The sequence below is a fragment of the Bordetella genomosp. 5 genome, from assembly GCF_002261315.1.
In the GTDB taxonomy this organism is placed as follows: domain Bacteria; phylum Pseudomonadota; class Gammaproteobacteria; order Burkholderiales; family Burkholderiaceae_B; genus Bordetella.
Map to the genome: position 1 here is coordinate 88,469 of NZ_NEVP01000006.1, position 24,400 is coordinate 112,868.

At 67.0% G+C, this 24,400-nt stretch carries 25 protein-coding genes; 15 read left to right on the plus strand and 10 right to left on the minus strand.

All coding sequences use genetic code 11. The features are described 5' to 3' along the window. Positions 1-108 precede the first annotated feature (108 nt). Positions 109-768, minus strand: a complete 660-nt coding sequence (locus tag CAL25_RS09200) for a thiopurine S-methyltransferase (RefSeq protein ID WP_094799672.1) — start codon at positions 766-768, stop codon at positions 109-111. Positions 769-947: 179 nt separating this feature from the next. Between CAL25_RS09200 and CAL25_RS09205 the strand changes: the two genes are divergently transcribed. Further along, positions 948-1,649: a GGDEF domain-containing protein gene (locus tag CAL25_RS09205; RefSeq protein WP_170948449.1), complete on the plus strand. Its 702-nt coding sequence runs from the start codon at positions 948-950 to the stop codon at positions 1,647-1,649. 53 nt (positions 1,650-1,702) lie between these two features. Here the strand turns inward: CAL25_RS09205 and CAL25_RS09210 are convergent, their stop codons facing one another. Beyond that, a complete protein-coding gene (locus CAL25_RS09210) occupies positions 1,703-1,903 on the minus strand; it encodes a hypothetical protein (protein WP_170948442.1) in 201 nt (66 codons plus the stop codon). Positions 1,904-2,023: 120 nt separating this feature from the next. Between CAL25_RS09210 and CAL25_RS09215 the strand changes: the two genes are divergently transcribed. After that, on the plus strand, positions 2,024-2,497 hold the full coding sequence (locus tag CAL25_RS09215) for a hypothetical protein (protein ID WP_094799674.1): 474 nt from the start codon (positions 2,024-2,026) through the stop codon (positions 2,495-2,497). 234 nt (positions 2,498-2,731) lie between these two features. Beyond that, a complete protein-coding gene (locus tag CAL25_RS09220; RefSeq protein ID WP_094799675.1) occupies positions 2,732-3,076 on the plus strand; it encodes a virulence factor in 345 nt (114 codons plus the stop codon). A gap of 276 nt (positions 3,077-3,352) precedes the next feature. Here CAL25_RS09220 and CAL25_RS24190 read toward each other — a convergent pair whose 3' ends face one another. From CAL25_RS24190 to CAL25_RS09235, 4 genes are all read right to left on the minus strand, one after another. Next, on the minus strand, positions 3,353-3,505 hold the full coding sequence (locus tag CAL25_RS24190; protein ID WP_170948450.1) for a hypothetical protein: 153 nt from the start codon (positions 3,503-3,505) through the stop codon (positions 3,353-3,355). After that, positions 3,492-3,740, minus strand: a complete 249-nt coding sequence (locus CAL25_RS09225; protein WP_094799676.1) for a hypothetical protein — start codon at positions 3,738-3,740, stop codon at positions 3,492-3,494. Before CAL25_RS09225 ends, CAL25_RS24190 begins: the two co-directional genes overlap by 14 nt. Before the next feature lie 386 nt (positions 3,741-4,126). Then, on the minus strand, positions 4,127-5,476 hold the full coding sequence (serS, locus tag CAL25_RS09230; RefSeq protein WP_094799677.1) for a serine--tRNA ligase: 1,350 nt from the start codon (positions 5,474-5,476) through the stop codon (positions 4,127-4,129). 40 nt (positions 5,477-5,516) lie between these two features. After that, on the minus strand, positions 5,517-6,854 hold the full coding sequence (locus CAL25_RS09235; RefSeq protein WP_094800191.1) for a replication-associated recombination protein A: 1,338 nt from the start codon (positions 6,852-6,854) through the stop codon (positions 5,517-5,519). A 164-nt stretch (positions 6,855-7,018) separates the two neighbouring features. On the opposite strand from CAL25_RS09235, the gene CAL25_RS09240 reads away from it, so the two are divergent. The 9 genes from CAL25_RS09240 (at position 7,019) to CAL25_RS09280 (ending at position 16,634) form a co-directional block, all read left to right on the plus strand. Beyond that, the gene (locus CAL25_RS09240) at positions 7,019-8,296 is read left to right on the plus strand and encodes an amino acid deaminase (protein ID WP_094799678.1); all 1,278 of its coding nucleotides are present in this window, start codon (positions 7,019-7,021) and stop codon (positions 8,294-8,296) included. Between the two features lie 39 nt (positions 8,297-8,335). Continuing rightward, positions 8,336-9,898: an ABC transporter substrate-binding protein gene (locus CAL25_RS09245; RefSeq protein ID WP_094799679.1), complete on the plus strand. Its 1,563-nt coding sequence runs from the start codon at positions 8,336-8,338 to the stop codon at positions 9,896-9,898. Positions 9,899-10,007: 109 nt separating this feature from the next. Next, a complete protein-coding gene (locus tag CAL25_RS09250; protein ID WP_094799680.1) occupies positions 10,008-10,949 on the plus strand; it encodes an ABC transporter permease in 942 nt (313 codons plus the stop codon). 1 nt (position 10,950) lies between these two features. After that, positions 10,951-11,823, plus strand: coding sequence for an ABC transporter permease (locus tag CAL25_RS09255; RefSeq protein ID WP_094799681.1), 873 nt, complete (start codon positions 10,951-10,953; stop codon positions 11,821-11,823). 2 nt (positions 11,824-11,825) lie between these two features. Beyond that, a complete protein-coding gene (locus CAL25_RS09260) occupies positions 11,826-12,833 on the plus strand; it encodes an ABC transporter ATP-binding protein (RefSeq protein WP_094799682.1) in 1,008 nt (335 codons plus the stop codon). Next, a complete protein-coding gene (locus CAL25_RS09265; protein ID WP_094799683.1) occupies positions 12,830-13,822 on the plus strand; it encodes an ABC transporter ATP-binding protein in 993 nt (330 codons plus the stop codon). The genes CAL25_RS09260 and CAL25_RS09265 overlap by 4 nt, the downstream gene beginning before the upstream one ends. A gap of 31 nt (positions 13,823-13,853) precedes the next feature. Next, on the plus strand, positions 13,854-14,726 hold the full coding sequence (locus tag CAL25_RS09270; protein ID WP_094799684.1) for a MurR/RpiR family transcriptional regulator: 873 nt from the start codon (positions 13,854-13,856) through the stop codon (positions 14,724-14,726). A gap of 4 nt (positions 14,727-14,730) precedes the next feature. After that, entirely contained in the window at positions 14,731-16,200 is a 1,470-nt protein-coding gene (locus CAL25_RS09275; RefSeq protein WP_094799685.1) for an N-acyl-D-amino-acid deacylase family protein, read from the plus strand. 11 nt (positions 16,201-16,211) lie between these two features. Next, positions 16,212-16,634 carry a RidA family protein gene (locus CAL25_RS09280; protein WP_094799686.1) on the plus strand — a complete coding sequence of 141 codons (423 nt, stop codon included), beginning with the start codon at positions 16,212-16,214 and terminating at the stop codon, positions 16,632-16,634. Positions 16,635-16,713: 79 nt separating this feature from the next. Here the strand turns inward: CAL25_RS09280 and lolA are convergent, their stop codons facing one another. Continuing rightward, positions 16,714-17,367, minus strand: coding sequence for an outer membrane lipoprotein chaperone LolA (gene lolA / locus CAL25_RS09285; RefSeq protein WP_249279006.1), 654 nt, complete (start codon positions 17,365-17,367; stop codon positions 16,714-16,716). Next, positions 17,367-19,736, minus strand: coding sequence for a DNA translocase FtsK (locus tag CAL25_RS09290; RefSeq protein ID WP_094799687.1), 2,370 nt, complete (start codon positions 19,734-19,736; stop codon positions 17,367-17,369). The genes lolA and CAL25_RS09290 overlap by 1 nt, the downstream gene beginning before the upstream one ends. 41 nt (positions 19,737-19,777) lie before the next feature. Between CAL25_RS09290 and trxB the strand changes: the two genes are divergently transcribed. Genes trxB through CAL25_RS09305 form a run of 3 tightly spaced genes read left to right on the plus strand, consistent with a single transcriptional unit; the run spans position 19,778 to position 21,753 of the window. Continuing rightward, positions 19,778-20,737, plus strand: coding sequence for a thioredoxin-disulfide reductase (trxB, locus tag CAL25_RS09295; protein WP_094799688.1), 960 nt, complete (start codon positions 19,778-19,780; stop codon positions 20,735-20,737). Then, positions 20,724-21,404 (plus strand): Smr/MutS family protein, encoded by a 681-nt coding sequence (locus CAL25_RS09300; RefSeq protein ID WP_094799689.1) that lies wholly within the window; start codon positions 20,724-20,726, stop codon positions 21,402-21,404. The genes trxB and CAL25_RS09300 overlap by 14 nt, the downstream gene beginning before the upstream one ends. A gap of 19 nt (positions 21,405-21,423) precedes the next feature. Further along, on the plus strand, positions 21,424-21,753 hold the full coding sequence (locus CAL25_RS09305) for a DMT family transporter (protein WP_094799690.1): 330 nt from the start codon (positions 21,424-21,426) through the stop codon (positions 21,751-21,753). A gap of 33 nt (positions 21,754-21,786) precedes the next feature. Here CAL25_RS09305 and CAL25_RS09310 read toward each other — a convergent pair whose 3' ends face one another. After that, positions 21,787-23,865: a sodium:solute symporter family protein gene (locus CAL25_RS09310; protein ID WP_094799691.1), complete on the minus strand. Its 2,079-nt coding sequence runs from the start codon at positions 23,863-23,865 to the stop codon at positions 21,787-21,789. Then, the gene (locus CAL25_RS09315) at positions 23,865-24,191 is read right to left on the minus strand and encodes a DUF4212 domain-containing protein (protein WP_094799692.1); all 327 of its coding nucleotides are present in this window, start codon (positions 24,189-24,191) and stop codon (positions 23,865-23,867) included. The genes CAL25_RS09310 and CAL25_RS09315 overlap by 1 nt, the downstream gene beginning before the upstream one ends. Positions 24,192-24,400 lie beyond the last annotated feature (209 nt).

Sequence of the window (24,400 nt, forward strand, 5' to 3'; positions counted from 1 at the left end):
CCTCGCCGGTCGCACCTCGCCGGCCGCACCTGGCCGGCCGCACCTCGCCGACCGCACCTCGCCGACCGCACCTCGCCGGCCGCCCCAGCCGCCCAGCCGGGTGATCGCTCAGCGCGCGCCGTCGAGTCGATAGACCAGCGTGTCCAGGCACGCGACGCCGCGGTCCAGAAACTTCGGCTCTTTTTCGAGGATGTCGCGACGATCGATCAGGGTCGCGCGGCTGTGGCCGGCGTAGATCCGCTGCACCTCTTCGTCGTTGACGGAGAACGGCGGCCCGTCCATCTGCGCCTGCGGGTAGTCGAGCGTGATCAGAATGCCGCGGTAGTCGGGCGCGAGCTGGCCGTACACATGACGCGCGTAGCGGGCCCGCATGTCGGCGGGCAGGGCGACCAGCGCGGCGCGGTCGTACACGCCGTGACACGAACCCAGCAGGGCCGCGTCCAGGTCGAAGATATCGGCGCACAACAGCGCCACATCGCCCGCCGTATAAAGGTCTCCCGCCGGGGTCTGGCTGATGACCGGGGTGAGCGTGTTTTCGTCGAAGAACTGCTCGACGGCCTGCCGCGCGAGCTCCACGCCCAGGACCTGCATCCCCTGCCCTGCCAGCCACAACATGTCGAGCGATTTGCCGGCCAGCGGCACCAGCACCCGGCTACCGGGGCCGAGCTCGAGGGCAGGCCAGTATTTCTGCAGCAGCGGGGTGACCCGGCTCTGGTGAAAGTGAGTACGGCCATCGCGCCAGCGCTCGAGCCAGAATTCGGCGTCCATCGTGCCTTGCTCCTCGAATCAGGGGGGAAAGCGCATTGTAGAGGCGGCGTGGGCGTAATCGCGCATGTGCGGTGGTTCGCACCTCGGCGCACCCTTTGCAATTGTTGACCATGCCAAGCGCCAGCGAGCACGCGATTCGCATTAGTCTTGCGACCTGGCGCCCGCACTCGCAGAGGACCATGATCGACGCTCGCAGATTTCTCCTTCCCACCCTTGCCGTGGAACCGCCGCCGGCCCCGCGCCGGCGTGGTGGCGTGCGCGGCCGTCCCACTGGCCCGCGGCTGTCCGGCCTGACCCCGGCAATACAGGCGCGCATGCAGGCGCTGCGCGACGAGAATGCCCGGCTGCGCGCGCTGGCGCACACGGACGACCTGACCGGCGCATACAACCGCCGCTATTTCTCGACCCATCTGCGCCGCGCGCTGCAGGCGAACGCACGCGCGCAGGGTGTGGCGCTCATCCTGTTCGATCTGGACGACTTCAAGCGCATCAACGATCAGCACGGCCACCACGTCGGCGATCGGGTGCTGCGCCTCGTCGCGCGCGCCGCGAACAGCGTCCTGCGTCGCACGGGCGACAGCCTCTGTCGGCTGGGTGGCGACGAATTCGCGGCGATCTGTTCGGCGCGCTCGCCGGCCGACGCCATGTGGCAGGCGCGGCAACTGATGCTCGCGATCCGGGCACTGGACCCGGCCGAGCTGGGACGCGCCCTGCCCGCCATGACGGCGACCTTCGGGCTGGTATGGATCGCGCCCGGTCTGCAACCGGCGTGGCGGGACATCTACGCGGCCTCGGACCACGCGCTGTATCGCGCGAAGCAGGCCGGCAAAAACGACATCGTGATGGCAAACTGGCCGGTCCAACAGGACCGGCCAGCGTAGTAGAGGATGCGCCAGGAGCCGGGCCGGATGCGGCAGCGCCGCGGCCCGCGGGGTCAGACGATCGGCGGTTCGATCCAGTAGAAGCGTTCGCCCTGACGGATCATGCCGGCGACGCCTTCGGGCTCCATGCGGAAGTCCGTGCCCATGAGGGTCGCGCCCCCATCGGCGTGAATGTGGATGATGGCCAGCGGGTCCTTCTCCATGGTGTACCAGTAGTACCCGGGCTTGAGATCGTGCGGCAGTTGCGTAGTCATGCGTCGAGTATACAAATAAGCCGTCGTCTTGCCACGGCGCCCGCCGCAATCTTCGGGGAAACGCCACCCTGACAATCCGGCCGCGATTGGGGCATACTGCCCCGACACCCAGGAGCCCGGATGAAAGCGCAAGCGCTACCGTTCGCCCAGACTTCCGTACCCGCCATTCTGGCAGGGACCCGGCGCCAGACGCGCCGCATCCTCAAACCCCAACCTCCCCCCCACACCCGCCGCTGGTACAGCGATCCGCGCAGCCCCGAGCGCTGGCTCGCGCTCGCCCAGGAAACGGCGGCGGGCGCGCGTGCGCCGGATCCGTCCAACTGGATCGTGTGCCCCTACGGCCGGCCCGGCACCCTGGTCGCGCTCACGGCGCTCGATGGCACACCCTTCGCGCACGCGTTTCTGCTGGGCATCCGGGTGCAGCGCCTGCAGTCGATCAGCGTGGCCGACGCGCTCGCCGAGGCCTGCACCTCGGTGCAGGACTTCGCCGGAACGTGGTCGGAACGCTACGGTCAGGCGGCCTGGGGCGCCAATCCGTGGGTGTGGGCGCTCGACTTCCGGCTGGCGCGCCCGGACGGTGGTGAGGGAATGTAATTTCTGCCGTCGATTCCACCTTATTCCAGTCGATTTCAGTCGGTTTCAACGCAGGCCCGTCTCCTTGGAGGCGGGCCTGCTGCATTGCGACAATGTCACCGTGGCGGACAGGGGTGTTGGTTGCGGAATGTCGCCATTGCCGCAGGGGCTCGTACAAATACGAGGCCCGAACGCGGGAAAATAGAACCAACGAATCTCTGAACGATGCTGTCCTGGACAGCAAGGTAGGAAAAAATGAAAAAAACGCTCATTGCCGGTTTCGGTGCCGCCGCCCTCCTTCTCTCGAGTGCAGCGATGGCGCGGGTGGACGTTGGCATCTCGATCGGGGTCCCCGGCGTCATCGTCGCCCCGCCGGTCTATGCCCCGGCGCCGGTGTATGTGGCCCCGCCGCCCGTCTACGCCCCGCCCCCGGTCTACTACCGTCCGCCGCCCGTGTACGTGGCCCCGCCCGTCGTCTATCCGGCGCCGGTCTACTACGGCGGCCCGCGCGGCCACTGGCGTCACGGCGGTCCTCCGGGACACTACCGCGGCAAGGGCCACGGTCATGGTCATGGCCACGGCGACGGCTGGCGCCGCTGAGGCGGCCAGCCCGGTTCGGGGCGCCCGGCGAGGGGCGCCTCTAGCTGGGCGCCCGGCCAGGGGCGCCCGGCGAGGGGCGCCCGGCCAGGGGCGCCCGACAACGGAAGCCCAGCCGGCGGCCTCACCGGCGAAGCCTCACGGAGCCGGCTCCGTGTACCGCTGGTATAGCCCTTGGCCCGAGACTCGCCCGGCTTGGCAGACCCAGTGTTCTCTCACGGCAGCGCCAGGCATGAAAAAAGCCGCTCTTCGGAGCGGCTTTTGCATCAAGCGCCTGGTTCAGGCGGCAGCCTGGACCGGTTGGGGTTCGAGCTTCTGCACTTGGGATTCGACGTCGGCCACTTCGGCCTGGCGCGGATCTTGGGCGCGGATCGCTTCGATCCAACGGCGCGGGGTGCTGGTGGTTTTCCACCAGCCGTTATGCGGTCGCATGTGCAAACTCCGGTTCACCATTGAAACGTACACCATTGATTTTTTGGAAAATCTGCTGGCTTTCCTGTTCGGCTTCACCTTGGCTCGCGTAGGCTGCCAGGCCGGGGATTTCCCACCCTTTTTCGGGGGCGGTACCGCCAACTCGGCGCGTCCAGACACGGACACTAAATCCGTGACCATCTTGCGGCACTACGCTGCAACGGACTCGAAAATCGCCAATCATTCGTGAAGTCATGGTTAGCTTCCTCTATTGAAATGAAGGGGACATACCTGCCTAGCGAGCTATTGTGCCGCAAGATACGGCCCTTTTAATCGCTTGTACATATTTGTCACATCAATAGCAGCAGTACTGAGAGTCTAGCGGAGCCATAAGACACAATTATGGCTATCCCCCGCCTCCAGACTACCACTCTTTAGGCGAAGCCCATACAGCAAGTGCCGTGCCTGACCGCGTTTTCCCTGACGAAAATCAGTACAAATCGGTGAAATCGTGCGCGCTGCATCGCCCGATACGCACGCCGCGTGCCGCGCCCTGCCCTCGCAGCGTGCCAAAACGACAAAGCCCGGAGAAAACTCTCCGGGCTCTGCGTGGTGCTGCGGGTGCTGCGGGTGCTGAGCGGATCAGGCCTTGAGCACGGTCAGACCACCCACGTACGGACGCAGTGCCTCGGGCACCACCACGCTGCCATCGGCCTGCTGGTAGTTTTCGAGCACCGCCACCAGCGCACGACCCACGGCCAGGCCGGAGCCGTTGAGCGTATGCACGAACTCCGGCTTGGCCTGCGGCGTCGGACGGTAGCGCGCCTGCATCCGGCGAGCCTGGAAGTTTTCGCAGTTCGAGATGGACGAAATCTCACGCCAGGTGTTCTGTGCCGGCAGCCAGACCTCCAGGTCGTAGGTCTTGGTGGCGCCGAAGCCCATATCACCGGTACACAGCAGCATGACGCGGTACGGCAGGCCCAGGCGTTGGAGCACCTGTTCGGCGTGGCCGCACATCTGCTCGAGCGCGTCGTACGACTGATCGGGCGCCACGATCTGGACCATTTCGACCTTGTCGAACTGATGCTGGCGGATCATGCCGCGCGTGTCGCGGCCGCCGCTACCCGCTTCGGAGCGGAAGCACGGCGTATGCGCGGTCATGCGGATCGGCAGATCGTTGCCGGCCACGATGCTGTCGCGAACCACGCTGGTGAGCGTGATCTCGGAGGTGGAGATGAGGTATTGGTCTTCGCGCACGAAGGCATTGCCGTGCTCGTCGACCTTGGGATCGTCATCGCCGCCGCCCTTCGAGACCGCGAACATGTCGTCCTTGAACTTGGGCAGCTGGCCGGTGCCGTAGAGCGTGGAGCTGTTGACGATGTAAGGGGTATAGCACTCGGTGTAGCTGTGCTCGCCGGTTTGCAGGTCGAGCATGAACTGCGCCAGGGCGCGATGCAGGCGGGCGATCGGGCCGCGCATGAACGAAAAACGGGCGCCCGACAGCTTGGCGGCCGTGTCGAAATCGAGACCGAGCGGCTCGCCCAGCGCAACGTGGTCTTGCGGCGCAAAACCCAGCGGCGCCGGATTGCCGTCGGGGCCGGCGGCCGCGGGCAGCCAGCGGCGCACTTCGACGTTGTCGTCGCTGGACTTGCCGACCGGCACGCTCGCGTGCGGCAGGTTGGGCACCGACATCAGCAGCTCGTTGATCTGTTGCTGCAGCAGGCTCAGCTCTTCTTCGAGCTGCTTCAGGCGGGCCGGCACGGCTTGCGACTCGGCCATCACGGCGGAGGCGTCTTCACCCTTGGCCTTGAGCTGGCCGATCTGCTTGGCCAATGCGTTGCGCCGGGCCTGCAGGGATTCGGTTTCGGTCTGGACGGCCTTGCGGCGAGACTCCAGGTCGTTGAACCGTTCCGTGTCGAAAGAGACGCCTCGGCTTTGGAGACGGTCCACGACGGTTTGCAGGTCTTTGCGCAGCAGTATCGGATCTAGCATGGTTTGGGTCTTAGGTTGATTGGGCGCGAAAGCGGGTGCTTCAGCGCTTCTTGTCGCGCTCTTGCGCGTCGAGCTCGCGCAGGAACGCCAGCTTCTGCTGGATTTTAGCCTCCAGCCCGCGATCGGTCGGCCGATAGAAGCGCGGATTGAGGCCATCGGGGAAATAGTTCTCGCCCGCGGCGTAGCCGTGCGGCTCGTCGTGGGCGTAGCGATAGGCGTGGCCATGGCCCAGTTGCTTCATGAGCTTGGTGGGCGCATTGCGCAGATGCATGGGCACCGGCGCGCTGCCATGCTCGGCGGCAAACTTGCGCGCCGTGTTGTAGGCGTTGTAGACGGCGTTCGACTTGGCCGCACAGGCCATGTAGACCACCGCCTGCGCCAGCGCCAGCTCGCCCTCGGGCGAGCCCAGGCGTTCGTAGATGTCGGCACCGCTCACGGCCAGCTCGGTGGCACGCGGATCGGCCAGACCGATGTCTTCGATCGCCATGCGTACGATGCGCCGGCCCAGATACTTGGGATCGGCGCCGCCATCGAGCATGCGTGCCAGCCAATAAAGCGCCGCGTCGGGCGCCGAGCCGCGCACCGACTTGTGCAGCGCGCTGATCTGGTCGTAGAACGCGTCTCCGCCCTTGTCGAAACGACGCAGGTTCTGCGAGAGCGCGGTTTCGAGCCAGGCCGGATCGACGAGGCGATGGCCGGCGGACTCGGCGGATTCGGCCACCACCTCGACCGCGCTGATCACGCGGCGGGCATCGCCATCGGCCCACGCGGCCAGCTGTTGCACGGCTTCGGCGTCGAACGTGACGGGCGCCTCTTCGCGGCTCTGGTTGAACGACGCCACGGCGCGCTCGACCAGCTGCGTGAGCTCTTCGACATTGAGCGATTGCAGCACGTAGACGCGCGCTCGCGACAGCAGTGCCGAGTTCACCTCGAAGGATGGGTTTTCGGTGGTGGCGCCGATGAAGGTGAACAGGCCGCTTTCGACATACGGCAGGAAGGCGTCCTGCTGCGATTTGTTGAAGCGGTGCACCTCATCCACGAACAGGATGGTGCGGCGGCCCTGCCCCTGCGCCACCTGGGCGGTGACGACGGCGTCGCGAATGTCTTTCACGCCACCCAGCACCGCGGAAATCGCGATGAACTGCGCGTCGAAACCATCCGCCATGAGGCGCGCCAGGGTCGTCTTGCCCACCCCCGGCGGTCCCCAGAAAATCATCGAGTGAGGCCGGCCCGAGTCGAAAGCCACGCGCAGCGGCTTGCCCGGACCGAGCAGATGCGATTGCCCGACCACGTCGGCCAGCGTACGCGGCCGCAGGCGTTCGGCCAGCGGCACATAGGGCCGATGGGTGGGATCGGCATCGAACAGATCGTTGCTCATGGGCGACAGCAAAAAAACGAGAAAACCCGGCCGCAGCCGTAGCCCCTCATTACACCATGAGCCCCAACCGGTCCTAGGGAAAATCCCAGCTCCCGCCTGTAAATTCTTTTCAGGATAATTTTATTAAGGCCATTTATTGGTAAAAGTTTTCAAGGACGCATCCCATGGCGACTTCCCTGCCGACCCCGCTCCCCCTCGACGCCGACGGCAAAGGCCTGGGACTGTTCGACCCCGCCTGTACCAACGCCCAGGTCGCCGACCTGGGCTGGAATCTGCTGGCGGAAGACGTGAGCCTGCCGGTCGCCGTGCTGTCCGAGAGCCGCGTGCGGCACAACCTGCAGTGGATGCAGCAGTTCATGGAAGCGTACCGCGTCAAACTGGCGCCGCACGGCAAGACCACCATGAGCCCGACCTTGTTTCGCCGCCAGATCGACAGCGGCGCCTGGGGCATCACGCTGGCCACCGCGCCGCAGACGCAGGCCGCCTACCGCCACGGTGTGCGCCGCGTCCTGATGGCCAACCAGCTGGTCGGCCGGGCCAACATGGCCATCATCGCCAACCTGCTGCGCGATCCCGAATTCAGTTTCTATTGCCTCGTCGATTCGCCGGCCAATGTCGCCCAGCTGGGGGCCTTCTTCGAGGCCGCGGGCCAGACGCTGCCCGTGCTCATCGAGCTCGGCGTGACGGGCGGGCGCAACGGCGTGCGCGACGACGCGCAGTTGCAGGCCGTGCTCGACGAGCTCGCCAAGTGGCCCGGCGCAGTGGCCCTGGCAGGCGTGGAGGTCTACGAAGGCGTGCTGCAGGAAGAGAGCGCCATCCGCGCGTTTCTCGCGCGGGCCGCGTCCACGCTGCGCGCGTTGGCCGACGCGGGCCGCCTGCATCAGGCGGGCCCGGCCCTGCTCACCGGCGCCGGCTCGGCCTGGTTCGACGTGGTCGCCGAGGCATGGTCGGGCCTGGAGATCGGCCAGCCGCTGGATATCGTGCTGCGCCCCGGTTGCTATCTCAGCCATGACGTCGGCATTTACCGCAGCGCCGCCGAGCGCATCGGCGCGCACAACCCGGTGGCGCAACGGCTCGCCCCCGGGTTGCAGCCCGCGCTGCAGGTATGGGCCTATGTCCAGTCGGTGCCCGAGGCTCGCCGCGCGATCGTGGCGCTGGGCAAGCGCGATGCCGCTTTCGACGCGGGCCTGCCGGTGCCCGCCACGGTGTATCGCCCCGGCGCGACGCCCGACAAACCGCGCGCCGCGCCGGCGCACTGGAAACTCACCGCCATGATGGATCAGCACGCCTTCATGGATATCGAAGCCGGCGATGACATCGTGGTCGGCGACATGATCGCCTTCGACATTTCGCACCCCTGCCTCACATTCGACAAGTGGCGCCAGATCCTCATGATCGACGACGACCACAACGTCACCGGTGTCGCCAAGACCTATTTCTGACCCTGGCAGTTTGTTGTAGTCCCTCCCTGGAGACCACCCATGAATCTGCGCACCACCCGCCCCGCGGGCGGCTTTGGCCGCCTGTTGCTGGCCGGCCTGCTTGGCCTGTCGCTGCATGCCACGCCGGCCCTCGCGGCCGATCCCGTCAAAGGCGGCACCATCTCGGTCGCCACCATCGGCGAGCCGCCCACGCTCGATCCGATGACCAGCACGGCCGACCTGGTCGGCATCGTCTCGCAGCACATCTTCGAGACGCTCTACACCTTCGACGGCAAGTGGAACCTCACGCCGCTGCTGGCCGAGAAGATGCCCGAGATCAGCGCGGATGGTCTGACCTACACCATCGCGCTGCGTCAGGGCATCACGTTCCATGATGGCGCGAAGATGGATTCCGCCGACGTGCTGGCCTCGCTCAAGCGCTGGACCGAAGTGGCTTCGCGCGGCAAGTCGGCCGCCAAGCTCATCAGCGCGATCGAGGCACCGGACGCCAACACGATCAAGATCACGCTCAAGCAGCCCTACGCGCCGCTCACCGCGCTGCTGGCCATGAACAACAGCGCGGCCATCGTGCTGCCCAAGGGCAAGATCGCGCCGCAACTCACCGAGTTCGTCGGCACCGGCCCCTATCAGTTGAAGGCGCGCCTGCCCGATCAATACATCCAGCTCACGCGCTTCGACGGCTATCAGTCGCGCCCGGGCGAGCCCGATGGCTACGGCGGCGCACGCAAGCAGTATCTCGACGAGATCCGTTTCGTGCCGGTGAGCAATGCGAACACGCGCGTCGAGGCCGCCGTCGCGGGCCAGTTCGATTATGTGGATTCGCTGCCGGTCGAGTCGATCGACAAGCTCAAGAGCGGCCGCTCCGATCCGGTGATGCTGCGGCCGTTCGGCTGGCCGCGCCTGGTGCTCAACACCAAGCAGGGCATCATGTCGAACCTGGCCGTGCGTCAGGCCGTGCAGCTCGCGCTGAACGAAGAAGACATGTTGTTCGCGGCGTTCGGCAAAAAAGAGTTCTACCGTCTGAATGGCGACCTCTATCCGGAAGGCTACCCCTGGGCCACCAAGCTGGGCGACAAGTTCTACAACAAGGGCGACGCCGCCGGCGCGAAGAAGCTCGTGGACGGCGCCAATGTGTCCGATCGCACCATCCGCATCCTCACCAGCCAGCAGTACGAGTTCCATTACAAGATGGCGCTGGTCGCGGCCGAGTATCTGAAGGCCGCCGGCTTCAAGGTCGACATGCAGGTGGTCGACTGGGCCACGCTCACGCAGCGGCGTCAGGATCCCGCCCTGTGGGACATCTTCATTACGCACAGCCCCTTCCTGCCCGAACCCGCGCTGATCGACTTCCCGTCGAAGGACGCCCCGGGCTGGTGGGACACGCCGCGCCGCAATCAGGTGCTCGACGCCTTCAACCAGGCCGGCACGCAGGAAGAGCGCGTGAAGCGCTGGGCGGATGTGCAGCAGGCCGTGTACGACGAAGTGCCCTTCATTAAGGTCGGCGATTTCAACGCGCAGTCGGCGCGCTCGCCCGCCCTGCAAGGGACCCGTCCCGCGCCGTGGCCGTACTTCTGGAATGCCTGGAAGGCCGCCGGCAAGTAAGGCGCGCGCCCTGTCGCAAGAGCCGTCTTGAACGGCGGCGCCGGTCTCCGGACCGGCGCCTCGCCCCGCAGTCCCCCGCTACGCGCGTCGACCGAATGAGGAAGTTTCCGTGTTGCGTTATCTCTTGAACCGGCTGGTAGGCCTGGTCGCGGTGATGTTCATCGTGGCCACCATCGTGTTCATCATCATCCGGGTCACGCCGGGGGATCCCGCCGCCGTGATGCTCGGCCCCGAAGCCAGCCAGGCCGACATCTCGGCCCTGCGCGCGCGCCTGGGTCTCGATCAGCCGCTGCCGGTCCAGTACGTGCATTGGCTCGGCCAACTCGCGCAGGGCGATCTCGGCCAATCGATTTTTCTGAACAAGCCCGTGCTGTCGGCACTGGCCGACCGCGCCGAGCCGACCTTCTGGCTCACGCTGATGTCGCTGCTCATCGCCAGCGCCATCGCGTTGCCGGTGGGCATTCTTTCGGCGGTGAAGCGAGGGACGGCGCTCGACCAGTCGGTCCTGACGTTCTCGATGTTCACCTCCAGCGTGCCGAGCTTCTGGCTGGGGCTGATCCTGATGCAGATCTTCTCGGTCAAACTGGGCTGGCTGCCGGTGGCGGGCTATGGCGGCCCCGATGCCTCGATCGGCACCCGTCTGTCGCACCTGATCCTGCCCGCCGTGGTGCTGGGCCTGGTCAATTCGGCGCTCATCACCCGCTTCATCCGCGCCAGCATGCTCGACGTGCTGCGCGACGATTACGTGCGCACGGCGCGCGCCAAGGGCCTGCCCGAACATCGCGTCGTGCTCAAGCACGCCGTGCGCAACGCCCTGATTCCGATCCTCACCGTGCTGGGCCTGACAACCGCGCTGCTCATCAGCGGCGCGGTGGTCACCGAGACGGTGTTCGGCCTGCCGGGCGTGGGCAATCTGGTGGTGTCCGCGGTGCTGCGCCGCGACTACCCGGTGATTCAGGGCGCCCTGCTCGTGATCGCCGCGATCTACGTGCTCATCAACTTGTTCATCGACCTGCTGTACCTCGTGGTCGACCCCCGGGTGCGCTACTGACATGGCAATCGCAACGCAAACCATGGATGCCGGTCACGATCGCTGGCAACTGCTCAAACTGCTGGTGGCGCGCAAGACCGTGCTCATCAGCCTGATCGTACTGATCGTGCTGGTCGCGGCCGTCCTGCTCGCGCCCTGGATCAGCCCGCACGACCCGTTCAAGCTGTCGATCATGAACCGGCTCAAGGCGCCGAGCCCCACGAACTGGTTCGGCACCGACGACTTCGGCCGCGATGTGTTCAGTCGCGTGGTGCACGGTGGCCGCCTCTCGCTGTCGGTGGGCTTCGCGGTCGTGGTGCTGTCCAGCGTGCTCGGCATCGCGCTGGGCCTGATCGCCGGGTTCTTCCGCGGCGCCGACAAGTTCGTGTCGCGGCTCATCGACGCCATGATGGCCTTTCCCGACATCCTGCTGGCCATCGCGCTGGTCGCGGCGCTCGGCCCCTCGCTCATCAACGTGGTCATCGCGCTGGGCATCGTCTACACGCCGCGCCTGGCGCGTATCGTGCGGGCATCCACGCTGGTGATTCGCGAACTGCCGTTCGTGGAGGCGGCGCGCGCCCTGGGTGTACCGACCTGGCGCATCGTGACCGTGCACGTGCTGCGCAACCTGGTGTCGCCCATCCTGGTGCAGGGCACGTTCATCTTCGCCTACGCCATCCTGGCCGAAGCCGGTCTGTCGTTTCTGGGCGTGGGCGTCTCGCCCGACATTCCCACCTGGGGCACCATGATCAACGCCGGCCAGCAATACATGGGCTCGGCCGACTGGATCATGATCTTCCCCGGCGTGGCCATCGTGCTGTCCGTGCTGTCGCTGCAACTCGTCGGCGACGGGCTGCGCGATGTGCTGGATCCGCGTCTGCGCAAGGAGCTGTAAGCATGAGCGCCAGCCAACGAGATATCGTGCTGTCCGTGCAAGGACTGCAAACCTGGTTCCACAGCCGCGACGGCGTGGCCAAGTCGGTCGACGGCGTGACCTTCGACCTCGCCCGTGGCGAGACCCTCGCCATCGTGGGCGAATCGGGCTCCGGCAAGTCGGTGACCAGCCTGTCCATCATGGGTCTGCTGCCCAAGCCGGCCGGCCGGATCGAGGGAGGTTCGATCCGCTTCCGTGATCGGCGCGGCGTGGAGCACGACCTCGCGCACGCCAGCGCGGCCACCCTGCAACGCATCCGCGGCGCGGAGATCGCCATGATCTTCCAGGAGCCGATGACCAGTCTCAATCCGCTGTACACGGTGGGCGATCAGATCGCCGAGGCCGTGCTGCTGCACGAAGGCGGCACGCGCGCCGCCGCGATGGCACGCGCGCAGGAGATGCTGGAGCGGGTCGAGATCCCCGCCGCCGCGCGCCGCGTGCACGAGTATCCCCACCAGATGTCGGGCGGCATGCGCCAGCGCGTAATGATCGCGCTGGCCCTGGCCTGCAATCCGGCGGTGCTGATCGCGGACGAGCCGACCACCGCGCTCGACGTGACGGTGCAGGCGCAGATCCTGGACCTGCTGCGCCGCCTGCAGGCCGAGACGGGCATGAGCATTCTGTTCGTCACGCACAACCTCGGCGTGGTGGCCGAGATCGCGCATCGCGTGGCCGTGATGTATGCCGGCCGCGTCGTCGAAGACGCCGGCGTGCACGAGCTCTTCGACCGCCCCAGCCATCCGTACACGCGCGGCCTGCTGTCCTGCATTCCCACGGCCGCCTTGCTGGCCTCGCGCCAGCGGCTGGCGCCGATTCCGGGCAATGTGCCCAGCGTGCTGGCGCTGCCCGACGGCTGTACCTTCGCGCCCCGCTGCCCGCTGGCCTCGAGCGAATGCACGCAGGACGTGCCCGAACTCATCCGCGTTCAGGGCGAGCACCGCGCCCGCTGCATCAAGGTAACCGCCGCATGAACGATACGCACGCTCCCAAAGCGCAGGAACCGCTGCTGCGCGTCGAGGGCCTGAAGGTCCATTTCCCGACCGGTTCGGGCCGCTACGCCCCGGTCGTGCGCGCGGTCGACGACGTGAGCTTCTCCGTGCCGCGCAACAGCATCGTGGGCCTGGTCGGCGAGTCCGGCTCGGGCAAGACCACGACCGGCCGCGCGCTGCTGCGGCTGTTCGCCCCCACCGCCGGCCGCATCGTGTTCGACGGCCACGACATCACCCAGCTCTCCGAAAAGCAGATGCTGCCGTGGCGCAAGCGCATGCAGATCGTGTTTCAGGATCCGTATGCCAGTCTGAATCCGCGCATGACGGTGGCCGAGATTCTGGGCGAGGCGCTCGACACGCACGGCCTGGCGCGCGAACGCCGCGACGAGCGCATCCGCGAACTGCTCGAACGCGTGGGCCTGAACGGCGAGCACCGCCGCCGCTATCCGCACGAGTTCTCGGGCGGCCAGCGTCAGCGCATCGGCATCGCCCGCGCCCTGGCGGTGCAACCCGACTTCATCGTGGCCGACGAACCGGTGTCCGCGCTCGATGTCTCGGTGCAGGCGCAGGTGCTGAATCTGCTGCAGGATCTGCAACGCGACCTCGGCCTCACCATGCTGTTCGTCGCGCACGACCTGGCCGTCGTCGACTACCTCTGCGACGAGGTGGTGGTGATGTATCTGGGGCATGTGATGGAGCGCGGACCGACCCGCCAGGTCTATGCGAATCCGCGCCATCCCTATACCCAGGCCTTGCTGTCGGCCGCGCCCGTGCCCGATCCCCGCGCACCGCGTTCGCGTATTCTCCTGAAGGGCGAAATTCCGAGCCCGGTCAATCCGCCGTCGGGTTGCGTGTTTCGCACGCGCTGCCCGCACGCCGCCGACGTCTGTGCCAGCGCGCCCCCGCCCGATCAGGATCTGGGCGCGGGTCATTATGCGGCCTGCGTTCGCCTCGACCAGATCGGTGCCTGAGCCTCGCCGGCAAGATTACGGAAACCCACGCATGAACTCCCACCGCGACATCGTCTATCAAATCCGCAGCTGCCGTGACGGCCTGAGCGCCACCGAACGCAAAGTGGCCGACGCGATCCTGGGAGACATTGCCTGGGCCGCCTCGGCCACGGTAGACCAGTTGGCCCAGAAGTCCGGCGTGAGCATCGCCACCATTTCGCGGTTCGCGCGCTCCGCCGGCTGCGACGACACCCGCGACCTGAAGCTGCGGCTCGCGCAGGCGAGCGCCATCGGCGAACGCTTTCTCGATCGCGCCGCGCCCGAAGAAGAGAGCACCTTCTACGCGCGCCTGTGCGCCGACATCGAGTCCACCCTGCGCGCGCATCTCTCGCTCTTCAGCGAAGCGCTGTTCGAACGCGCCGCGGCCCACATCGGCGCGGCGCGCATGACCTACGTGTTCGGCATGGGCGGCGCGTCCGCCGTGCTGGCGCAGGAAATGCAGTCGCGCCTGGTGCGGCTCGGCTATCCGATCGCCGCCTATAGCGACGCGGTGCTGATGCGCATGGTCGCGTCCACGCTCGATGAGCGCGACACGGTGATCTTTCTGTCGGTATCGGGTGTCACGCCCGAGATCCTGGCGGCCGCCCGCATCGTGCAGCAGTACCGCGCCCGCGTCGTGGCGCTGACCGACCCCGACTCCACGCTGGCCGGCATGGCCGACGTGGTGCTGCCGGTGCGCGCCGACGAGACCGATTTCATCTACAAGCCTTCCGCCTCGCGCTACGCCATGCTGCTCGCGATCGACCTGCTCGCCACCGAGCTCGCGCTGGCTCGGCAGGACGAAACGCAGGAGCGGCTGCGCCGCATCAAGCTGGCGCTCGACGAATACCGCGGCGGCCCCAACCGGCTGCCGCTGGGAGATTGACACGATGTACGACACCCTGATTCGCGGCGCGCGCGTGCTCGACGGCACCGGCGCGCCTGCGATCCACGCCGACGTGGCGCTGGCGGATGGGCGTATCGCCGCCATCGGCGATCTATCGGGCGCCCGTGCCCGCGACGAGATCGACGCGGCGGGCCTCGTGCTCGCCCCCGGCTTCATCGATGTGCACACCCACGACGACACCAACGTCATCCGCGCGCCGCAGATGCTGCCCAAGCTGACGCAGGGCGTCACGACCGTGATCGTGGGCAACTGCGGCATCAGCGCCTCGCCCGTCACGCTCAAGGGCGAGCCACCCGACCCGATGAATCTGCTGGGCGGCGCGCAGGATTTCCGCTACCCCACCTTCAAGGCCTATACCGAAGCGGTGAATGCCGCCCAGCCCGCCGTGAACGTGGCCGCGCTGGTCGGGCACACCGCCCTGCGCAGCAACCACATGGATCGCCTCGACCGGGGCGCCACCGCCGCCGAGGTCGACGCCATGCGCGCGCAGCTGCGCAAGGCCCTGGAGCACGGCGCCATCGGTCTCTCCACCGGTCTGGCCTACGCGTCGGCCTTCGAAGCGAGCACCGACGAGGTCAAGGCGCTGGCGACGGAGCTGGACGCGCACGGGGCGCTGTACACCACCCATCTGCGCTCCGAGTTCGCCGAGATTCTCGAGGCCATGCAGGAGGCCTTCGATATCGCGGTGCACGCCCGCGTGCCCGTCATCGTGTCGCATCTGAAATGCGCCGGGGCGGGCAACTGGGGCCGCAGCTCGGAAGTGCTGTCCCTGTTGGACACCGCCGGCAAGATGCAGGCCGTGGGCTGCGACTGCTACCCCTACTCGGCCAGCTCGTCCACGCTGGACCTCAAACAGGTCACGACTGACTTCGAGATCGATATCACCTGGTCGACGCCGCATCCCGAGATGGCCGGCCGCACGCTCGCCGACATCGCGGCCGCGTGGGATCTGCCGCTGCTCGACGCGGCGCGGCGCCTGCAGCCCGCCGGCGCCGTCTACCACGGCATGCACGAAGACGACGTGCAGCGCATCCTGCGCCATCGCCTGACCATGGTCGGCTCCGACGGCCTGCCCAACGATCCGTTGCCCCATCCGCGCCTGTGGGGCGCATTTCCGCGGGTACTCGGCCATTACAGCCGCGACCTCGGCCTGTTTCCGCTCGAGGAAGCCGTGCACAAGATGACGGGCCTGTCCGCCCGCCGCTTCGGCCTGGCCGAGCGGGGCGAGGTCCGCGCGGGCTGGCACGCCGATCTGGTGCTGTTCGACCCGGCCACCATCCGCGACACCGCCACCTTCCGCGCCCCGGTGCAGCCCGCCGCCGGCATCGCCGGTGTGTGGGTCAACGGCGTCCTGTCGTATCGTGATGGCCAGCCCGGCCCGCGACGCGCCGGACGCTGGCTGCCGCGCGCGGGCGACCTGCGCGCGGGCTTCGCTGCCCCCGACTTATCCTGAAGGAGAATTCCATGAGCAATACCCCTCCCGCCGCCGACGCCAACGGCATCATCCGCTACGGCGTGTCCGGCGGCACCGGCCAGGGCGGCCAGAACATGCCGTTCGCACGCGCGGTTCAGGCCGACGGCTGGCTGTACGTGTCGGGCCAGGTGCCCATGGAAAACGGCGAGGTGGTCGAAGGCGGCGTGGTCACGCAGTCGCACGTGGCCATCCGCAACCTTCTGGCCATCCTGCAGGAAGCCGGCTACGGCCCGGAGAACGTGATCCGCTGCGGCGTCTGGCTCGACGATCCGCGCGATTTCGCGGCGTTCAACAAGGTGTTCCGCGAGTACTTCGGCGACCATCCCCCCGCGCGTGCCTGCGTGGAGTCGCGCCTGGTAATCGACGCCAAGGTCGAAGTGGAATGCGTGGCGTATAAAAAACCGGGCGCGTGATCGACACGGCGCCCGGCAGGTGGAGGCTGGCCGCGCCAGCCCCGGCGCGCATGCCTCTGGCATGCGCGCGCAAGTCAGATCACATCTTCACGACGTCCACGCCCTTGGGCGCGGTGAAGGCGAAGGTATCCGCCGAAATCGTGGCGTTGGACTGAATCCCCGAGAGCTCGACCCGGGTGGTCTGCCCGAACGAATCCAGCAACTCCACGCGCGCCGGCAGGTTGTTTTTCAGGCCGATATCGACCTGCGAAAAACCCGCATCGGCGTTGCGCGGCTTGGCACGCAGCCATTGCATGCCATCGCGGTCCGGCATCGGCGTGACGTTGAACGCCTGCTCCAGATTGCCCGACCCGAACAGAATCGCCGCCGGCGACGTGCCGATGGCCTGGTCGACCTTGCGCTCGGTGACCTGCGCGAGATCGGGGTCGTACTGGTAGACCTGCTTGCCATCCGACACGATAAGTTGCTCGTACGGCTGCTTGACCGCCCAGCGGAACTTGCCGGGTCGCTGGAACGCGAACGTGCCCGACTGGGCAGGCTGCGTGCGACCCTGCGCACCCACGGTGGACTGGGTAAAGTTGCCGGTCGCGGTCTTGACGGTGTCGACGAAGGCGCGCAACTGCGCCTGGGCGTCGGCGGCCAGGCTGACGCCCGGCAGCAGGGTTGCGCTGGCGAGCAGCGCCGCCAGGCCGAAACGGGTGCCGCGCAGGGCGGCGGACATACGATTGCGCATCAGGCTTCCTCTCGGGCCGGCACCAGGATCTCCCGGTTGCCGTTTGACTGCATGGGAGACACCATACCTGCCTGCTCCATCTGCTCGAGTAACCGTGCGGCACGGTTGTAACCAATCCGCAGGTGACGCTGAACGAGCGAGATGGATGCACGGCGGTGCTTGAGCACCACTTCGCAGGCCTGGTCATACATGGGATCCGACTCGGCGTCGCCCATGCCGGTGACCGAACTCATGCCCTCGCCGGTCTCGCCTTCGGCGCCCTCGAGCAGACCGTCGACATAGTTGGGCTCGCCCTGCGCCTTCAGGTACTCGACCACGCGATGGACTTCGTCGTCGTGGACGAAGGCGCCGTGGACGCGCACCGGCAGGCCGGTGCCGGGCGGCATGTAAAGCATGTCGCCCTGGCCGAGCAGGGTTTCGGCGCCCATCTGATCGAGAATGGTGCGCGAGTCGATCTTGGACGACACCTGGAACGCGATCCGGGTCGGGATGTTGGCCTTGATCAGGCCGGTGATGACGTCGACGCTGGGACGCTGGGTGGCGAGCACCAGGTGGATCCCCGCCGCGCGGGCCTTCTGGGCCAGGCGCGCGATCAGCTCTTCGATCTTCTTGCCGACCACCATCATCAGGTCGGCCAGCTCGTCGATCACCACCACGATGTGCGGCAGCGTGTTGAGCGGCTCGGGCGCGTCGGGCGTGAGCGAGAACGGGTTGGGGATCGGCTCTTCGCGCTTGATGGCGTCGCGGATCTTGGTGTTGTAGCCGGCCAGGTTGCGCACGCCCATCTTGCTCATGAGGCGGTAGCGCTTTTCCATTTCGCCCACGCACCAGTTGAGCGCGTTGGCGGCGTGGCGCATGTCGGTGACCACCGGCGCCAGCAAATGCGGGATGCCCTCGTAGACGCTCATTTCGAGCATCTTGGGGTCGATCAGGATCACGCGGGTGTGATTGGCATCGGCCTTGTAGAGCAGCGACAGGATCATGGCGTTGATCCCGACCGACTTGCCCGAGCCGGTCGTACCGGCGACCAGCACGTGCGGCATCTTGGCCAGATCGGCCACGACCGGATTGCCGGCGATGTCTTTGCCCAGCGCCATCGTGAGCGGCGAGTGGCTCGAATGATAAGTTTGCGAGCCCAGGATCTCGGAGAGCCGCACCATCTGGCGCCGCGGGTTCGGCAGCTCCAGGCCCATCAGGTTTTTGCCCGGGATGGTCTCGACCACGCGGATGCTCACGAGGCTCAGCGCCCGCGCCAGATCCTTGGCGAGGTTCACGATCTGGCTGCCCTTCACGCCCGTGGCGGGCTCGATCTCGTAGCGCGTGATGACCGGACCGGCCTGCGCCGCCACCACCGTGACCGACACGCCGAAGTCGGCCAGCTTCTTTTCGATGAGGCGCGAGGTGAACTCGATGGTCTCGGCCGACACCGTCTCCTGCTGGTCGAGCGGGGGATCGAGCAGGCTGATGGTCGGCAGATCGCCCTCGCCCGCCGGCGGGGCGAAGAGGCTTTGCTGCTTTTCTTTTTCGACCCGGTCGGAGCGCGGCACCACGGTGATGGCGGGCTCGATACGCACCGGCTGCTCGTGCACCAGCTTTTCCTGTTTGGCCACGACCTGCTCGGTGCGCTCCGCCTGGGCGACCTCACCCACCTTGCGGTCCTGGCGTGCCGAGATCGCCTCGCGCGCCTGGCGCACCAGCCCTTCGATCCAGGCGCCGACGCGTTCGGCGACCTGCAGCCAGGAGAACGAGAAAAAGAGGCTCAGGCCCACGGCCACCATCACCAGCAGCACAAGGGTGCCGCCGGTGAAGCCCACGCCGCGCGCCAGGGCGCCGGCCAGCATCTGCCCGATCACGCCGCCCGCGCCGCTCTCGCCGTCGGTACCGCCGGGCAGATGCATGCCCCAGCTGTACAAGCGGAGGGCCTCGATGCCCAGCGAACCCACCAGCAGCAGCACGAAACCGATGCCCTCTTCCCAGTGCACCCGGGGCAGGACCTCGGGCTGACGACCGCTGCCGGTGGCCGGCACGCGCAGCTGCGACGCCAGGCGGCGATAGCCCGCGCGCACCCGGTGCAGCAGCAGGACGACCCACCACCAGGCGGAAAATCCGAACAGATAGAGGAGGATGTCGGCGAGATAGGCGCCTAATGTGCCGCCCTTGTTGTGGATCGAGCCGGTGGAGACCGAGTGCGACCAGCCGGGATCGGCGGCGTTCCAGGTGGCCAGAACCAGCGTGAGCCAGGCGGCCAGCGCGGCGAACAGGATCCAGCGAGCCTCGCGCAGCAACGCCGAAATACGCGTCTGCAAGGGAGAGGGCCCGTTACGGGTGTTGCGCGAGGCGCGTGGGGAGGCATTGGAAATACGGGGCATGCGCCTCATTATAATTGGGCATCCTTCTAAAGATACTCGTCATGTCCACGCCCAAACACGCCAAAGTATTGATTCTCGGTTCCGGCCCCGCCGGCTACACCGCCGCCGTCTACGCCGCCCGCGCCAATCTCAACCCCGTGCTGGTCACCGGCCTGGCCCAAGGCGGCCAGCTCATGACCACGACCGAAGTCGACAACTGGCCCGCCGACGTGGCCGGCGTCCAGGGTCCGGAGCTGATGCAGCGCTTCCAGCAGCACGCCGAGCGCTTCAACACCGAGATCATTTTCGACCACATCGCCAGCGTGGACTTTTCCAAGCGTCCGTTCACCCTCACGGGCGATACCGGCAACCAATACACCTGCGACGCCCTGATCATCTCGACCGGCGCCTCGGCCAAGTACCTGGGCCTGCCCTCCGAAGAGAGCTTCATGGGCCGTGGCGTGTCCGGCTGCGCCACCTGCGACGGCTTCTTCTACCGCAACCAGGACGTCGTCGTGGTGGGTGGCGGCAACACCGCCGTCGAAGAAGCCCTGTACCTGTCCAATATCTGCCGCAAGGTCACCGTGATCCATCGCCGCGACAAATTCCGCGCCGAGCCGATCCTGGTCGACAAGATGATGGACAAGGTCGCCAACGGCAACATGGAGCTCAAGCTGTTCCATACCCTCGACGAAGTGCTCGGCGACGCCTCCGGCGTGACCGGCGTGCGCGTGCGCCACACCGACACCGGCGAAACCGAAGACCTGGCCGTCACCGGCGCCTTCATCGCGATCGGCCACCAGCCCAACACCGGCATCTTCGAAGGCCAGCTCGAGATGAAGGACGGCTACATCGTCACCAAGAGCGGCCTGCAGGGCATGGCCACCATGACCTCCGTGCCGGGCGTGTTCGCCGCCGGCGACGTCCAGGACCACGTCTACCGCCAGGCCATCACCAGCGCCGGCACCGGCTGCATGGCCGCGCTCGACGCCCAACGGTGGCTGGAGAATGCGGGGGAATAAGGCTGGGCTGGCCGATCTCAAACGGCTCCAGACCCAGCTCAACGACGAACGCCAGCGCAAGGAGGCCGCCGAGAAAGTGGCCGCCGCCGAGCGCGCCAGGCTCTCCTCCCCCGACGACCTCGCGTCGTTCCGCCGCGCGATGCAGTCGGTCACGCCCATCAAGGACGGCGGCCGGCGCGCCGCGCCGGAGCGCAAGCCCGATGCGCTGAGCGAGGCCGTGGCTTCGCGCCGTGCCCATGCCCAGGGCGAAACCCCGCGGCGGGCCGATCAGGGCGTGTCCGACGGCGGCGACGTGGCGCATCTGCTGAGCGAAAACGGCACGGCCTTCGTGCGGCACGACGCCGCCCCCGACACGGCGCGCAACCTGAAGCGGGGCCAGTGGCGCGTCGGCGCCGAGCTCGACCTGCACGGCCTGCGCGTCGAACAGGCCCGCCACGCGGTGCTGTCCTTCCTCGACGAATGCCTCGAGCACGAAATCCGCTGCGTGCGCATCGTGCACGGCAAGGGCTATGGCTCGGGGCTGGAGCCCGTGCTCAAGGACAAGGTCCGCACCTGGCTGGTCCAGAAAAAAGAAGTGATGGCCTTCTCCGAGGCCATGGAGCGCGAAGGCGGCGCGGGCGCCCTGCTCGTACTGATGCGCCTGTCGGGCGAAGCGCCCCGCGCCTAGGCAGAAAGCGATGATTGCAATGAAGTGGGTCTACCTGGGCGTGGCGATCATCGCCGAGATCATCGCCACCAGCGCGCTGAAGTCCTCCGAGGGCTTCACGCGCCTGTGGCCGTCCGTGCTCACCGTGGCCGGCTACGGGGTGGCCTTTTATTTCCTGTCGCTCACGCTGCGCGAAATACCGGTCGGCGTGGCCTACGCGATATGGTCGGGCGTGGGCATCGTGCTGATCTCGCTGGTCGGGCTGGTGCTGTTTCGCCAGACGCTCGATGCCGCCGCCATCGTCGGCATGGCATTGATCGTGGCCGGTGTGGTCGTGATCAACCTGTTCTCGAAAACGGCGGGCCACTGAGCCCCGGCCTTCGCGTTCGAAGGCCGGCCTGCCTCACCGCGGCGGACGTCCGTTGCCCGGCTCGCGCAGATAATCCACCAGGGCCAGCGTGGCCCGGTCGGGCGCGGGCGTGAGCAGCGACACGACGATGATCGTGAGGAACGCCACCGGCGCGCCGAACACCCCGGCCGCGATCGGCTGAATGCCCCACCACAGCTCCACGGGCTGCGCCCGCGACACGCCGAAGACCCATTCACGCAGCCAGGGCTGGGTGTGCGCCATATAGGCGAAGGTCGTGAGCAGGCCGGCGGCCATGCCCAGCGTTGCGCCCCATTTGTTGGCCCGGCGCCAGAAGATTCCCATCACCAGCGCCGGAAAGAACGACGACGCGGCGAACGAGAATGCCGCGGACACCATGAAGAGAATGTCGGCCGGTTTACGGGCCGCCACCCAGGCCGCGGCGAACGCCACCAGCAGCAGCAGGATCTTCGAGGCCATCACGCGGCGCGCGGCCGACATGCGCGGCGCCAGCACCCGGTAGCCCATATCGTGCGACAGCGAGTTCGATAGCGTGAGCAGCAGGCCGTCGGCGGTCGAGAGCGCGGCGGCCAGCCCGCCGGCCGCGACCAGGCCGGAAATCACGTAGGGCAGCCCGCCGATCTCCGGCATGGCGAGCACCACCACGTCGGCGCCCATATTGATTTCGCCCAGCTGCACGATGCCGTCGCGGTTGACGTCGAGCACCTCGAGCAGATTGGTGTCGACGGCACTCCAGGCGTGGACCCAATTCGGCAGACTCAGAAAGCTGGTGCCCACGACCTGGGTATAGACCTCGTACTTCACCAACACCGCGAGCGCGGGCGCCATGAAGTAGAGCAGCAGAATGAAGAGCAGCGACCAGCAGACCGAACGGCGCGCGTCGCCGACCGAGGGCGTGGTGTACGAGCGCATCAGGATGTGCGGCATGCCCGCCGTGCCCAGCATCAGGCACAGCACCAGTGCCAGGAAGTTGGTCCGCATGGCCTCGCGCTCGCGCGGATCGGCCGCGGGATACGGCTCGGCATGCGGCACGGGGGGCGACCCGCGCGCCTCGTAGGCGGCGCGCGCCTGCGACCACAGCACGCGGGCGTCCTCGGCCGTGGCTGGATAACCCGCCAGCTCGCGCTCGAGCGAACGGATCTCGACCATCGGCGCGTCGCTGGCCGTGAGCTCGGCCAGCCGCTTGCGCAGCCGGTCGCGTTCGCGGCCGAGCGAGTCCGGCAGGGCCTCGAGCCGCTGCGTCATTTCGGCGGCCCGCTCGCGCCAGAGCCTGCGCACTTCGAGCTCGGACAGGTCGTTGCGCAGATAGACCTCTTTCTCGGTGATCTCCTGCAGGATCACCCCGGCCGACATCTGCGGCACCGGCGTATCGGTGTGCTTGACCGATAACCAGATCACCGGGACCAGGTAAGCGATCACGAGAATGATGTATTGCCCCACCTGGGTCCAGGTGACCGCGCGCATGCCGCCCAGAAATGAACATACGAGCATGCCGCCCAGCGCCACGAAAATGCCGAGCTCGAACGAGATGCCGGTGAGCCGCGTGGTGATGATGCCCACGCCGTAGATCTGCGCGACCAGATACGTGAACGAACACAGAATGGCGCAGGCCACGCCCGCGAGACGGGGCAGATTGCCGCCGTAGCGCACCCCCATGAAATCCGGGATCGTGTACTGGCCGAACTTGCGCAGATATGGCGCGAGCAGCAAGGCCACGAGCACGTAGCCGCCGGTCCAGCCCATGATGTAGGCCAGCCCGCCGTAGCCGGACAGATAGAGCGTACCGGCCACGCCGATGAACGAGGCGACCGACATCCAGTCGGCCGCGGTGGCCATGCCGTTGTAGAAGGCCGGCACGCGCCGGCCCGCCACGTAGTACTCGACCTGATCCGAGGTGCGGCACACAATGCCGATGCCCGCATAGAGGCTCACCGTGACCAGCAGAAAGACATAGCCGATCCAGTTGCGCGGCATGCCCATCACTTCGAACAGGGCGAGAAACAGCACCAGCAGCAGAAACCCTGCCGTATAGAGGACGTAGATGCTGCGCAGCCGGCGCTCGAATTCCTTGGGCGTGTTGCCGCTGAATGGCATCAGCGCTCCCGCGAGGCAGTGCGTGGGTCGAACGGCCCGTGCGAGGCCTCCGGCACGTCGGTCTGAGCGGCTTCGTCATCGGCACGCTCGTCCTGGCGCCGCATGACCCAGGCGTAGATGCCGATAAGAATCAGGTAGGCCAGCGGTGCGCCGTAAGCGGCCATCCAGAACGAGAACGGCCAGCCGATGAAAGAGAAGGTGAGTTCGCGGGCGAAGTAGGCCGGCACGAAGGTGACGAGGGCCCAGACCGCGAGCAGCAACGCGATCAGGCGCACGTTACGGCGCCAATAGGGAGTCGCTTGTGTCGAGACGCGAAATTCCGGCATGAAGGACCTGAATAGCGCGAAAACGCAGCGTTTGCCGCCTGCGCTTCCGGAAATGCTTTGCCGGGCTGTGCCGGACCACGCCTTTACCGGATCTGCAAGCGACAACGGCTGGCACGATGTGCCAGCCGTTGTGCGTTTTGCTTTTTATTTTTGGGTACTGCTCATTTTTATATACCGGTGCCGCCGGTGTTGCTCATGCAGAGCGTTTG

Excerpts from the sequence above, each read along its gene's own strand:
- CAL25_RS09270 (WP_094799684.1), top strand. The coding sequence starts at position 13,854 with ATGAACTCCCACCGCGACATCGTCTATCAAATCCGCAGCTGCCGTGAC.
- CAL25_RS09255 (WP_094799681.1), top strand. The coding sequence starts at position 10,951 with ATGGCAATCGCAACGCAAACCATGGATGCCGGTCACGATCGCTGGCAA.
- CAL25_RS09315 (WP_094799692.1), bottom strand. The coding sequence starts at position 24,191 with ATGCCGGAATTTCGCGTCTCGACACAAGCGACTCCCTATTGGCGCCGT.
- CAL25_RS09265 (WP_094799683.1), top strand. The coding sequence starts at position 12,830 with ATGAACGATACGCACGCTCCCAAAGCGCAGGAACCGCTGCTGCGCGTC.
- CAL25_RS09300 (WP_094799689.1), top strand. The coding sequence starts at position 20,724 with ATGCGGGGGAATAAGGCTGGGCTGGCCGATCTCAAACGGCTCCAGACC.
- CAL25_RS09260 (WP_094799682.1), top strand. The coding sequence starts at position 11,826 with ATGAGCGCCAGCCAACGAGATATCGTGCTGTCCGTGCAAGGACTGCAA.
- CAL25_RS09205 (WP_170948449.1), top strand. The coding sequence starts at position 948 with ATGATCGACGCTCGCAGATTTCTCCTTCCCACCCTTGCCGTGGAACCG.
- CAL25_RS09225 (WP_094799676.1), bottom strand. The coding sequence starts at position 3,740 with ATGACTTCACGAATGATTGGCGATTTTCGAGTCCGTTGCAGCGTAGTG.
- serS (WP_094799677.1), bottom strand. The coding sequence starts at position 5,476 with ATGCTAGATCCGATACTGCTGCGCAAAGACCTGCAAACCGTCGTGGAC.
- CAL25_RS09220 (WP_094799675.1), top strand. The coding sequence starts at position 2,732 with ATGAAAAAAACGCTCATTGCCGGTTTCGGTGCCGCCGCCCTCCTTCTC.
- CAL25_RS09310 (WP_094799691.1), bottom strand. The coding sequence starts at position 23,865 with ATGCCATTCAGCGGCAACACGCCCAAGGAATTCGAGCGCCGGCTGCGC.
- CAL25_RS09275 (WP_094799685.1), top strand. The coding sequence starts at position 14,731 with ATGTACGACACCCTGATTCGCGGCGCGCGCGTGCTCGACGGCACCGGC.
- CAL25_RS09200 (WP_094799672.1), bottom strand. The coding sequence starts at position 768 with ATGGACGCCGAATTCTGGCTCGAGCGCTGGCGCGATGGCCGTACTCAC.
- CAL25_RS09290 (WP_094799687.1), bottom strand. The coding sequence starts at position 19,736 with ATGCCCCGTATTTCCAATGCCTCCCCACGCGCCTCGCGCAACACCCGT.
- CAL25_RS09240 (WP_094799678.1), top strand. The coding sequence starts at position 7,019 with ATGGCGACTTCCCTGCCGACCCCGCTCCCCCTCGACGCCGACGGCAAA.
- CAL25_RS09215 (WP_094799674.1), top strand. The coding sequence starts at position 2,024 with ATGAAAGCGCAAGCGCTACCGTTCGCCCAGACTTCCGTACCCGCCATT.
- CAL25_RS09210 (WP_170948442.1), bottom strand. The coding sequence starts at position 1,903 with ATGACTACGCAACTGCCGCACGATCTCAAGCCCGGGTACTACTGGTAC.
- CAL25_RS09305 (WP_094799690.1), top strand. The coding sequence starts at position 21,424 with ATGAAGTGGGTCTACCTGGGCGTGGCGATCATCGCCGAGATCATCGCC.
- CAL25_RS24190 (WP_170948450.1), bottom strand. The coding sequence starts at position 3,505 with ATGCGACCGCATAACGGCTGGTGGAAAACCACCAGCACCCCGCGCCGT.
- trxB (WP_094799688.1), top strand. The coding sequence starts at position 19,778 with ATGTCCACGCCCAAACACGCCAAAGTATTGATTCTCGGTTCCGGCCCC.
- CAL25_RS09280 (WP_094799686.1), top strand. The coding sequence starts at position 16,212 with ATGAGCAATACCCCTCCCGCCGCCGACGCCAACGGCATCATCCGCTAC.
- CAL25_RS09245 (WP_094799679.1), top strand. The coding sequence starts at position 8,336 with ATGAATCTGCGCACCACCCGCCCCGCGGGCGGCTTTGGCCGCCTGTTG.
- lolA (WP_249279006.1), bottom strand. The coding sequence starts at position 17,367 with ATGCGCAATCGTATGTCCGCCGCCCTGCGCGGCACCCGTTTCGGCCTG.
- CAL25_RS09235 (WP_094800191.1), bottom strand. The coding sequence starts at position 6,854 with ATGAGCAACGATCTGTTCGATGCCGATCCCACCCATCGGCCCTATGTG.